Raw genomic sequence first — 12,093 nt, 5'->3', positions numbered from 1 at the left:
AACCCTCATGACTCTTCCGGATAAGCATAGACAGCAAAATCCGTCCTCCCTGTCATTCTTTCCGGCCTGTGATGTCCGACAAAACCGGATCGACTTTTCTGGCTGCACAACAATTCACTTCTAAAATAAATTGAGTCCCGCCTCTGAGTTTTAAATGACTTCAGAGTCAGAGAAAGGAGAACTGTATGACTTCTGATCCTCAGCGCCCTGCCAGTCCGATCATCTATTGGTATCACCAGTTACGCACCACCGACATCCCCTGTGTTGGCGGTAAGAATGCCAGTCTGGGAGAAATGATCAGCCAGTTGAAAGATGCCGGTATCCGGGTTCCGTCAGGGTTCGCCACCAGTGCCCAGCTCTTTCGTGACTTTCTGCATCAGAATCAGCTGGATGAGCCGATCGCACGGCTGCTGGCAGCGCTGGACGACGGTTCGGCCACACTGGCAGACACCGGCGCTGCGATCAGGCACTTAATCTCACAGGGCACCTTTACGGACGCCCAACAAGATGCGATTGCCGATGCCTATCAGCAGCTGTGTGACGAATTGGGTCACAGCAATGTCAGCGTTGCAGTCAGAAGTTCTGCAACCGCAGAAGATCTGCCGGATGCCAGCTTTGCCGGTCAGCAGGAAAGCTACCTGAACATCCGTGGCCGGGAGCAGGTACTGCACGCCTGTAAGCAGTGTTTCGCCTCACTCTATACCGACCGGGCCATTGTCTACCGTCAGGAAAAAGGCTTTGCTCACCAGCAGGTGGCGCTGTCTGTCGGGGTGCAGCAGATGATCGAATCTCAGGCAGCGGGCGTGATGTTCAGTTTAGATACGGAAAATGGATTTCCGGATGTGGTCATGATCAGCGGTGCCTGGGGACTTGGCGAAACCATTGTTCAGGGCAGCGTGACCCCGGACCGTTTTATGGTGTACAAACCTTTGCTGGAAATCGCCGGGAAGCGACCCATTATCGAAAAACAACCCGGCAATAAGCAGCAAAAAATGGTGTATGCGACGGACGTTCTGTCTGAAGCCTCTCCTCAGAGCACGCCTGAAAAGCTCCCCTTCACCGGCAGACAAACCGTCACGCTGCCGACGACCGAACAGGAACGCTGCTCACTGGTCCTTTCTGATGAGGAGATCCTGCAACTGGCCCGCTGGGCGGTGCTCATTGAACGTCATTACGGCTGCCCTATGGACATGGAATGGGCGAAGGACGTTCAGGGGCTGTATCTCGTTCAGGCCCGCCCGGAAACCGTCGAATCTCAGAAAGAACAGGCGGTGCTGGTCAATTACCGTCTGAAAGAAACATCCACCCTGCTGCTGGAAGGTGCCAGTGTCGGAAGTGCCATTGCTACTGGCCCCGTTTTTCAGATTAATGATCCGCACAATACCGAGGCGTTTCCGGATGGCGCCATTCTGGTGACCGAAAGAACGGATCCGGACTGGGTGCCCCTGATGCGCAAAGCCGCCGGGATCATTACAGACACCGGCGGCCCCACCAGCCACGCGGCCATTGTCAGCCGTGAGCTGAAAGTCCCGGCGATTGTGGGCACTGAACATGCGACCCAAGCCCTGACCCAAGGTCAATCGGTCACCTTAAGTTGCGCGGGCGGCGCTGTCGGAAAAGTGTATGAAGGCATCCTCAAGTACGAGACTCAGCAAGTGAATCTGGATGAGATCCCGCGCACCCGAACCGCCGTGATGATTAACGCAGCGATGCCTGACGGTGTCTTTCGCTGGTGGCAGCTGCCGGTTGCCGGGATCGGACTGACCCGGATCGAATTTATCATCTCCAGTCAGATTCGCGTTCACCCGATGGCGTTGATCCACCCTGAGAAAGTGGCCGATCCATCGGTTCGCGAGTCCATCAGCCACCTGACCCGGAACTATGCCCATCAGCCGGACTACTTTGTCGACCTTCTGGCGCTGGGCGTGGGCAAAATTGCAGCATCGCAATACCCGAAACCAGTCATCGTGCGCATGTCAGACTTTAAATCCAATGAGTACCGGGGGCTGCTGGGCGGTGAGTTTTTTGAACTCAACGAAGAGAACCCGATGCTGGGACTGCGCGGTGCGTCACGGTATTACCACCCGCTGTACCGGGAAGCCTTCAAGCTGGAATGCCAGGCCATCGTCAAAGCCAGGCAAGCGATGGGGTTTGACAACATCATTGTGATGATTCCGTTTTGCCGCACCACCGGTGAAGCCGACAAGGTGCTGGACGTCATGGCTGAAGCGGGCCTGAAACGCGGCGAAAATGGCCTGCAAGTCTATGTGATGTGTGAGATTCCCTCGAATGTCATTCTGGCCGCCCGCTTTGCACAACGATTCGATGGGTTTTCAATCGGCAGTAACGATCTCACGCAGCTGGTTTTGGGAATCGACCGGGATTCAGCCGAGCTGAAACCCTTATTTGATGCCAGAGACGATGCCGTGAAAGAGATGATCGCTGAAGTGATCACCGTGGCACACCAATATGGCTGTAAGGTCGGAATTTGCGGACAGGCCCCCTCAGATCATCCTGAATTCGCTGAATTTCTGGTCAATTGCGGAATAGATTCGATTTCCCTGAACCCGGACTCGGTCGCCAAAGGCTGCGAGCAAGTCGCACTGGCAGAACTCAAGTACCAGATCAACACGGCCGGTTACGAGTAACCGGCACCTGAGAGCGCCAGCATAACTTTGTGATGGGCTTGATTCATCATGGACTCTGGGGGATGTAGGCTTGCAGTACATCCCAGCGGAAAGTCGGACCATCAGAACAGATATACTTGTCTTTCAGATAACAATGCCCGCAGGTTCGAACCCCGCAGTGCATACGGCGCTCAATGGACAAATAAATTCCCTGTTCAGAAACCCCGCTGGTCACCAGATGTTTTGCCGCCGCAAACATCATGGCTTGCGGCCCGGCCAGCAGCACCACATCCGGACCCTGTTGAAACTGACCAAGTACCATCGGCAGGAGATCGACCGGCGTGCCGCTGAATTCATTCTGACCCGGCTCAAGATCGCCGTCTTCAATGGCGTTAAACACCGGGATCGCCTGCTGCCACTGCCTGCGCTCCGGCGTCAGCATTCTCGCCTGACGACTGCGGGCACCATACACCACCATCAGTTGCGAGTAATTTTTCTGTGCCACAAGCTGGTTGACCACGCCAACCAAAGGTGCCAGACCACAACCGCCACCGACCACCAGAATGCTTTTGTTGATCACCTGATCCATCGGCCAGCCCTCGCCATAGGGCCCTCTGGCACCCAGAATCTGTCCCGCTTTCAATTGAAACAGCGCTGACGTGACCTGCCCCATTTTCCGGACCAGTGCGCGAAAATACCCCTGCTGGTCAGGCACCTGTGTGAATGTGAAAGGCGCTTCCCCGACCGCAGGCAGACAAAGCATGAAGAACTGTCCGGTTTTGGCCTGCATCCAATCATGATGTACAGCAGTTGCCCCGGGATCAGTATTGAACAATTGAAACCGAAAATGACGGGCATGCTCACCATCATCGTAAAAGTCAATCAGACGGATGGCCGTTGGCGTCAGGTTATGCATCTTTGACAATCCTTTTCATGATCGAATGAACACCAATCACGCCCGGGCAAGTCTGCTCGCAACGCCCGCACCCCACACAACCATACCGGCCAAATTCCGGTAAAAAGTCGTTGCTGAATTTGTGGTACCAGAAACGCTTCACCCGCTCACCGGCCTGCGCGGAGGGATTGTGGAAACTGGCTTCACGCTGAAAGCCTTCGTATAAACAGGAGTCCCAGAACCGAACCTGCCGGGTCTGTGATGCCTGACTGCAGGAAGCATCATCTGTCCCAATCGCTGCCTGCTGGGTTCCGTAGCAGGAACAGGTCGGACAGAGTGTGGTGCAGCCGGAACAGGCAATGCACTGAATCGCCACCTGTTGCCAGAATTCAGCCGACGGCTGATCGCGATTGAGCTTTTCAATGCCTTCCAGAATATAGGTTTGATCCTCAAACTCTTGCTCGCAATGGCTCAGGTTATCCCAGCGCGAATGCTTGTCCTGATCCGCAGCCGGCGTCAGCGTCAGTCCTTGCAGCGATGCCTTGCCAGCATCCGTCACCGCGATCAGCAGCCATTGTTCGTGTTCAAGCGGATGTAAAATCAGGTCCGCCGTGGTATCTCTGACACCCGGTCCGGCATTCACCAGATGGCAGAAGCCCTGCGCACACGGGTGAACGCAATCCACCCCCACCAGTAAGGCCTGCTGCCGCCGCGCCTGATAATAAGGGTCCTGTTCGAAAAAAATGTCCTGATAATGAATCGCCATCAGGTCGCAGCTTTGAACGCCGAATAACACAAAAGGCTCGGGTGCCGGAATCGTTTCGCGGAAAAACTGACCATCGAACACATACAGACTTTCCTGCTCAGCAAAGAAGAATCCTTTCGCCGAACTGAGGGGTTGCTGCGACGTCAGCGCAGGAAACGGCCCTTGCGGGACATGCTGCCAGAAGGCCTCACCTTCACTTTCCACCACTTGATAGAACTGCCGCGCCCGAGACAAGTGCACTTGCAGCGCCTGTAATGATTCCAGCACATACTGCTGCATCTTATGGTTCCTCCCGTAACTGGTCGATACCCCGGGGTTCCTGACCCGGCGGTAACGGCGACACTGACACTGCGCATGCCTTCAGTTCTGGCATTTTCGTGACAGGATCCTGCGCGGTATTCGTCAGCTGATTCGAAGGCGCTTCCCTGAAGTGATACGGCATGGCGACCAGCCCCGGCGGCACATCCTCGGTGATCATGGCCCGCGTCTCGACATATCCCCGGCGCGAACGAATACCCACCGGCGAATAACGCTGAATATTCAGCGTCCGGGCGTCTTCCGGGTTGATAAATAAGAGTCCGGCCGGTATTTCCCGCTCCAGCAAAGGTGATTTCCGGGTCATCGAGCCGCAGCCATAATGGAAATGAAGCCGGTTGGTGGTCAGCAGCAACGGGTATTGTTCATCAGCAGGTTCATCAATTTCAATCTGATGCACCGGAATCAACCGAGCTTTACCAATCGGAAATGTAGTCTGATGCAAAATCGCGGTCCCTTCAGGCGCGCCGGAATGACAAGGCCACTGTAAGCCGTGCGCACGCATGATGCCCGGATAAGACATCCCCTGATAAGACGGCGTCAGTGAGGCCATTTCATCAAACACGGCTTCACTGTCTGGCCAGTTCAGCGCATCGCTGCCTAGCTTCGCGGCCAGTGCTTGGAGCCACTGCCAGTCACCCATGGCTGAACCCGGCGGTTGCAGCGCCTGTGCCACGTGCTGGACCCGTCGCTCACAGTTGGTAAAGGTCCCTTCTTTTTCCGCGAAAGAAGCCGCAGGCAAAATGAAGTCGGCCAGTTTGGCGGTTTCTGTCATCGTCAGTTCCGCAACCACCAGCAAATCCATCTCTTTCATTGCTGCACGGACATGATTCTGATCCGGATCGGTCACGACCGGATCTTCTCCGAAAATGATCAGGGCCCGAAAATCACCCGCCAGTGTTGCTTTGGTCATCCCCAGCGACGTGAGACCGGGCTTGGTTGCAACTTCTGTTCCCCAGGCTTGAGTAAATTTCTGTTGCACTGCCAGATCATCGGCTGCCTGGTAGCCAGGATAGACATTCGGCAGGCATCCCATGTCGCAGGCACCCTGCACATTATTCTGCCCCCGCAACGGATTGATTCCGGTCCCGGGACGGCCGATCTGTCCGCAAACCAGCGCCAGATTCGACAACGCAATCACATTCTGGGTACCGCTGACAAACTGGGTAATCCCCATCCCGTACAGGATCATGGCCCTCTGGGCCTGTCCGTAAAGCATCGCGGTTTGACGGATCACATCAGCACTGACGCCGGTACAGGATTCAACCGACTCCGGCGTGATGGTTGCGACATTCCGGGCCAGCGCGTCAAATCCCTCACACCGCTGGCTGATAAAAGACTGATTCTGGAGATTTTTTTCGAGGATGACATGGAGCATCGCATTGATGAGCGCAATATTACTGCCCGGTTTGAGCTGAACATGAATATCCGCTACTTTCGCCAGCCGGGTGACGCGGGGATCAATCACCACCAGCTTCGCCCCGCGCTGCTTCGCTTCAAAAATCTGTCCACCAAAGACACTGTGATTTTCAGTCGGATCCGCGCCGATCACTACGATCAGCTCGGTTTCAAAAATATCTTGGGTGCTGTTGGTCATCGCCCCGGAACCCAGCGTTTGCTTGAGTCCGGCCACTGTGGGACTGTGACAAATCCGGGCGCAATGGTCGATGTTGTTGGTTTTCAGGACGGCACGGGCAAACTTCTGGGCAGCATAGTTATCTTCATTGGTGGCGCGGGCGCTGCTGATCACACCCACCGACTCAGGGCCGGATTCTGCCAGAATGTCTTGTAAGGTCTCGCTGATAGTGTCCAGTGCCTCATCCCAGCTCACCGGATAAAAACGATCATGAATACGTTTTAAAGGCTCGGTAATCCGGTTATCCGGCCGGATAGCATAGGCCGTGCTCCAGCCTTTTTCACACAACTTGCCGCGACTGACAGGATGACTGCGTTGCGGTTCAACGCCCGCCAGATTTCCCTGCGCGTCAACTTTCAGATTGATCCCGCAGCCAACGCCGCAAAAAGGACAGACAGTTTTCACGATTGAAGAAGCCATGGTCATGCACAATCCAACAGCGGGTTCTGGCATTCAGTATAGCAATCCCGGTCCGTGTGACTTGAGGTGGTCGGCCATTTCTCTGTCTCAACTTTTGGCTTTCGCGTATAGCCAGATGAATTAAGGCTTTTCAGCGCCTGAAGCGGGTTTTCTCAGGTAAATCACATAATAAACCAGACCAACAAGTACACTTCCCCCGACCAGATTGCCCAGAATGACCGGGATCAGATTCCCGATAAACCCCATCCAGGTGACAGAATCTGTCCCTGTGGCCGTATCCGAAAAGGTCTGAATCAGCATCGCCAGCGGAATGAAGAACATATTCGCAATACTGTGCTCAAATCCGGCCGCAACAAAGGCAGAGATCGGAAAAACAATCGCAATCGCCTTATCCACCACACTCCGTCCGGCCATGGCCATCCAAATCGCCATGCACACCAGAATATTGCACAGTACCCCGCGGAAAAAAGCGGTCCAAAATGGCAAGCTGCATTTTGCCGCCGCAATCTGAAGATACCACTCCGCAATCTTCCCCTGATTCAGCGAAGTATGCCCAGAGAGATACACCAACACCGCCAGCCCCGCGGCTCCGACAAAGTTCGAACCGCACACCACCAGCCAGTTTTTCAGCAACTCTGCCGTCGTGATTTTTTGATCTGCCCAGGCCATCGCGAGCAAGTTATTCCCGGTAAACAACTCAGCCCCGGCAACCACCACCAGCAACAAGCCCAGAGAAAATGCCACGCCTCCCAGCATCTGACTGGTGCCGAACCCCAGATTCGCATCCGACTTGATCAGCACAAAATACAGCGCGCCTAAGCCAATAAACGCCCCTGCCAGCACCCCCAGCATCACCATCGACAACAGTGGCAAACGCGCTTTCATCACGCCGACATTGTCCACCTTTTCAGCGATTTGCTTCGGTGAAAACGCATCAAACCCAAAAAGATCAGCCATGGTTCACTCCGGTCAAAGGCGTTCGGTCAAACAGGGTCAACGGAAATAAAAAGATGACTTATCCGTCTGAAACTGAGGTGGTTTCAAGCGAAATGTCTGGGGTAAGTGTAGTACAGGGGAGGGTTACACCTATGGCAGCAGTGTTAATATGATACAAAAGCACTACTCTAAGTTAACTGCGGTTTACATCTCAGACAGTGCCGTTCAATATGTGGAGCTATGACTTACGCTGACACAGAACTATGAACACCCTCAGTATTTAAGCTGGTTTATCATTTCAACTCGAGGAGCGGTTACTAACAAATTTATAAGAGGTTAACACCATAATAGCCAACCTCTTATTAATAAAACTATATATCTATAAATTTACTTATTTCAAACTTTATAAGATCATCCTGAGATTTTATATAGTTAACAAAATTTCCATTGTATTCCACCAATCCATGATCATTGATAGATAAATTTTCCATCTGCCTGTCTCGATCCAGCTTATTTATCAAAGAACCACTAAAACCCAACTTAACAAATTCAGAGTTAGATTTATTTGTAGTTCCATAAATATAAATCTCATATTCTTCTTCAGGAATAAGATTTAAGTCATACATCACATTAATAAAATTATTTAGTGTATATGAAACAAAGTCGCTCTCTATTTTTATTTTAACTAAAGCAATATTAGCAAGCTCTTTGTTTGATTTGGTAGCAAGATCTAAATATACAGACTTTCCAACTTTACCATCATAATTTATTTTTCCAACCTCTCCATAAGAATCCCCAATATAAAATTCTCTTCCTTGCGGCAAGTACTTAATAGTTTGAAAATAACCAATGGTATCTGATATATGTTCTTTTAAACTTAGTCGATGGAGATTCCCAGTAAACATTTTGTAGAAATCTCTCGCTTTGTCATGCTGTAAACGCAGAAAGTCCTTTTTAAAAATATAGCTTTCCAAACCTTGAATAAAGAACAAATAAACCTTATCTATAATATGAGACTCATCCCATTCAGGGTGTTGTGATATGCTGTCAACTTTATTCGACAGTCTATCGATCATTTCTCCAGAACTAAAGTAAACAGATAGAATGTCAGACTCAAGCAGAATTCTTTTAACTCGGTTTTTGATATCTAACTCACTGGTTACAAGAAAATCTTCCGTTTCTTTAACCTCTTGATATTCAGCCAATTTTTTTTCTAGAGTTAGAACTCTTTCTATTTTAGAACCTTCCTTAGCCTTTTCAAGATCCAGTTTCATTTTATCTATATCAAAATTTACTAAAAGTGGATTTTCTAGATTATCTTTAAACACTCCACTTTTTAGCTTTCTAATTTGATTCTCCATATTTCCACCTCTACGGTTGAAATCTTCAGAGTTAACAAAATGAACACTAGGTTGAAGTTTGTCTAGAGACTTCCTTTCATCATCAAATACTTCATTTAATCGATTAACCCTGCCAATAAGATTGGTGAGAGACTTACCATCGAGTGAATTAGTATTCATTATATACATATTATCAACAGGTAAATTAACACCTTCTAGTATAACAGAATTAGCAACTACATATTTGACTTCTTTATTTTCAGAAAATTTAAACTCCAAATATTCCTTTATTAAATCAGGTAATTTCCCATGGAGATAAACCAACCCTTTCTTGATATATTCAACACAATAAAAATCTTTATGAACATTCATTGAGATTACATCTGAAAGCTCCATCAAACTAGGGGAGCCAATGTGTTCTAGCTTTGAATCAAGAAGTATGGATAGCTCTTCTACTCTCTTAGGAGCTCGAAGGTACAAGAAATTTTTTTCCTTACTATTTTCAATTATATAGTTAAGGTAATTATCACTACGCCCTGACTCAAAGAAAACATCTAAGAAGCGATTATACTTCCTGACTTCACCTGACTCTTTATATTCGTATATATCAGCCTCTTTAATATTACTAATAATTTTCTTTTCAAATATTTCTTGTTCACTTTCAACTTTAAGATTATTAGAGTCAGAAATTAACGGTGAAAGGTAGTAATTTACTGAATTGCGATTTCTTTTCCTATTTCTTCTAATAAGTCTAGTTAAGAGTAAGCTTCTAGAATCATAGCTAAATAAGTTATGAGCTTCATCAATAATTAACAAGTCAAATGAAATGCTTTCATCTTTTAAAAGTCTTAATGCTCTTTCTTGTGTGAATATCGAAATAAAACTATCTGAACCATCATACATCTCATCGTGGAATATGATATTTCTATTAGAGAAATTGTTTTTTATTAGTTTGTAAGTCTGTATTAAAAGTGACTTAGTTGGAACAATGATAGCTACCTTACTAAGATTTTTCTCTCTTATAATCTCTGTAATAAGAGAGCTTTTACCAAAAGATGTTGGTGCAATATAACAATTTTCCTCAACGTCACTATTGACCAGTTGTAATCTAGAGCTTCTTTGTTCATATGTTTCAATAATACTATTGTATTCAAACTTACTTAATTGATATAAAAGACTAAATTCAGAAGAGAGACTACCGCTATAAAGATTGTGCTTTGTAATATAATTTGATATTGGGTATAAGCCAAAATTAGAACTTACATCCAGTAATGGTTCGTATTCATGATTATTAATTGCACTTTTCAACACAATAAAATAAGCTAATTCAAAATATAAATGCTTACGATTATCCTTATGATACTCTTCAATAAAAAGCACTGCACAACTAAGCAAATACTCTATTTCCTCAGCATTCAAAGGAGTGTTTAATGACATTTTTTTCATTGAAGAGAAAAACTTATCATCATCTTTAAGCCAACTAAACGAAATTGCCAAATTATTCACCCAAATATTCTTTAAACAGTTCTAAACTCTTTTTTGATATACATATTGCATCTAATGTTACACAGTCATATTTCTTTAAAAAATCATGACTTAATAATATTTTTGAATTTTCATCATCATTCCAAACAGAGTTTAAAAAAATTGTAGAGCAAGGGATTATTTTGTAATCTTTTATATCTGTATACTTACCCATATCATACAGATCCCTAAGTTTTGCTATCTTTTTTCTTATTCCTTTCTCCGTACACACATCCAAATGACTAGCATGGTTATAAGCATTTCTCCAAGGGTTGTTCTTTCCCTTCTCGCTCTTACCCGACACATAATTTTTCAAATCTGTATATGCTGTGTGTAATTTTTTTCTATGACTAATGTCCTTTGTTAAGATCGTACCGGATTTACTTTCGACTAAAAATGTTTCAGAGTTTTTTGAAAATAAACCATCAAAACCTTTCTTTATTGAGTTTTCTTCTAAATTGAGAAATAGAAACTCTTGCTTGAAGCTAAGTTGATTCAAGTAAAGATGAACAAAGAACTCAGCAACAGCTCCCATTTGTGTTTCTTCGTTTTTTGTTTCAAGAAACTTTGCCAGCCTTTTCTTAACTAAGCTAATCTCGCTATCCGAATCACCTTCACAAATCGAAACAAAATACTTATCCAATAGTTTCGTTATATCTTCTGTTATCGATTCAATTTCTATGACGTGCAACGATCTTGAAGAATCAAGCTGTATACATTCTGAGTTCAACATCTAAGCCTTAACCACCTTATTGCCAACAATATCAATAAGTTAAAGTAACAATTGTTCAAAATATACCCTGCGCTTAAAAAAAACACAAATAGTTTAAGGTTTTAGATCGTTTGGACGCATAGCCGTCCAAGCCAAGGGAGGCGCGGAGTCAGGTCTTATCTTTTGTCCAACTGCAAGTTACGAAACTAGCAGATGGACTGTACGCTCAAGTCGTAACATATGAATAATAAAATCCCTATCCCACACTCGGCTTGTAGTTCATCCCACTACACCCGCGCAATCATACAATCTCTGAAGATAGCGAGGGGTTTAGATCCTATATTTCGCATAGATCCCCAACCCAAGACATGTGACTCAGACCCGGCTACACCGACACACTCATCCTGGACGTTTACCATCAGAAGATACTCTAATCGTCACTCAGCGAGCTTAGAGCAGCTATATTTGCTTGCTGAAAGAATTACTTCGTTTAGGGAATACAATCTAGCGAAGCAAGGAGTTTCAATAGTTACTTAGTTGGTGATTGATTAAACAGATATCAATCACCATAAGCCAGAGCGTGATTACTTGTTAATGAATATCCCCAAGGCATTTACAACACAAACCTCAAAGCCAACGATCGCAAAACAACTTTTCGACTATCCATCAAAACGATCAGTTACCCCATATCAAGCAAACCAAAACCCCATAGCACCGTAAAGTCACCATGGTTCTTCACGCTCAAAGCCTTTGGCGGTACTAGCTTGCAACTTTGCACTAACCGAAGTTTGTTGGATTGATTAGGATTCCCTCGCACACAGAATCGACATGCGATGAACCATATATGGACCATGGAGAGATTCTAAGGTGCATAAAGTGAGTCTATTAGAACGAGAAAAGCGCCGATAACATAAAAGGAACA

At 47.0% G+C, this 12,093-nt stretch carries 7 protein-coding genes; 1 reads left to right on the top strand and 6 read right to left on the bottom strand.

The window, feature by feature from the left end; translation table 11 throughout:
- The first annotated feature begins 185 nt into the window (after positions 1 to 185).
- On the top strand, positions 186 to 2,648 hold the full coding sequence (gene ppsA / locus L4174_RS07695) for a phosphoenolpyruvate synthase (RefSeq protein WP_248140084.1): 2,463 nt from the start codon (positions 186 to 188) through the stop codon (positions 2,646 to 2,648).
- A 46-nt stretch (positions 2,649 to 2,694) separates the two neighbouring features.
- Here the strand turns inward: ppsA and L4174_RS07690 are convergent, their stop codons facing one another.
- From L4174_RS07690 to L4174_RS07665, 6 genes are all read right to left on the bottom strand, one after another.
- Entirely contained in the window at positions 2,695 to 3,543 is an 849-nt protein-coding gene (locus L4174_RS07690; protein ID WP_248140082.1) for an FAD/NAD(P)-binding protein, read from the bottom strand.
- The gene (locus L4174_RS07685) at positions 3,536 to 4,567 is read right to left on the bottom strand and encodes a 4Fe-4S dicluster domain-containing protein (protein ID WP_248140080.1); all 1,032 of its coding nucleotides are present in this window, start codon (positions 4,565 to 4,567) and stop codon (positions 3,536 to 3,538) included. Before L4174_RS07685 ends, L4174_RS07690 begins: the two co-directional genes overlap by 8 nt.
- Before the next feature lies 1 nt (position 4,568).
- Entirely contained in the window at positions 4,569 to 6,665 is a 2,097-nt protein-coding gene (gene fdhF, locus L4174_RS07680; protein ID WP_254589128.1) for a formate dehydrogenase subunit alpha, read from the bottom strand.
- A 114-nt stretch (positions 6,666 to 6,779) separates the two neighbouring features.
- Complete coding sequence (locus L4174_RS07675) at positions 6,780 to 7,616, bottom strand: formate/nitrite transporter family protein (RefSeq protein WP_248140076.1); 837 nt, start codon at positions 7,614 to 7,616, stop codon at positions 6,780 to 6,782.
- A gap of 350 nt (positions 7,617 to 7,966) precedes the next feature.
- Complete coding sequence (locus tag L4174_RS07670) at positions 7,967 to 10,441, bottom strand: DEAD/DEAH box helicase family protein (protein WP_248140074.1); 2,475 nt, start codon at positions 10,439 to 10,441, stop codon at positions 7,967 to 7,969.
- Positions 10,434 to 11,102, bottom strand: a complete 669-nt coding sequence (locus L4174_RS07665; RefSeq protein WP_248140073.1) for a hypothetical protein — start codon at positions 11,100 to 11,102, stop codon at positions 10,434 to 10,436. The genes L4174_RS07670 and L4174_RS07665 overlap by 8 nt, the downstream gene beginning before the upstream one ends.
- Positions 11,103 to 12,093 lie beyond the last annotated feature (991 nt).

The sequence above is a fragment of the Photobacterium sp. CCB-ST2H9 genome (assembly GCF_023151555.2).
Taxonomy (GTDB): domain Bacteria; phylum Pseudomonadota; class Gammaproteobacteria; order Enterobacterales; family Vibrionaceae; genus Photobacterium.
Note: the sequence above shows the minus strand (reverse complement) of the source record. Positions and strands in the feature narration are given on the sequence as shown.

Bases quoted from the DNA above. Each gene is read 5' to 3' on its own strand.
- fdhF (WP_254589128.1), bottom strand. From the start codon at position 6,665: ATGACCATGGCTTCTTCAATCGTGAAAACTGTCTGTCCTTTTTGCGGC.
- L4174_RS07685 (WP_248140080.1), bottom strand. From the start codon at position 4,567: ATGCAGCAGTATGTGCTGGAATCATTACAGGCGCTGCAAGTGCACTTG.
- ppsA (WP_248140084.1), top strand. From the start codon at position 186: ATGACTTCTGATCCTCAGCGCCCTGCCAGTCCGATCATCTATTGGTAT.
- L4174_RS07675 (WP_248140076.1), bottom strand. From the start codon at position 7,616: ATGGCTGATCTTTTTGGGTTTGATGCGTTTTCACCGAAGCAAATCGCT.
- L4174_RS07690 (WP_248140082.1), bottom strand. From the start codon at position 3,543: ATGCATAACCTGACGCCAACGGCCATCCGTCTGATTGACTTTTACGAT.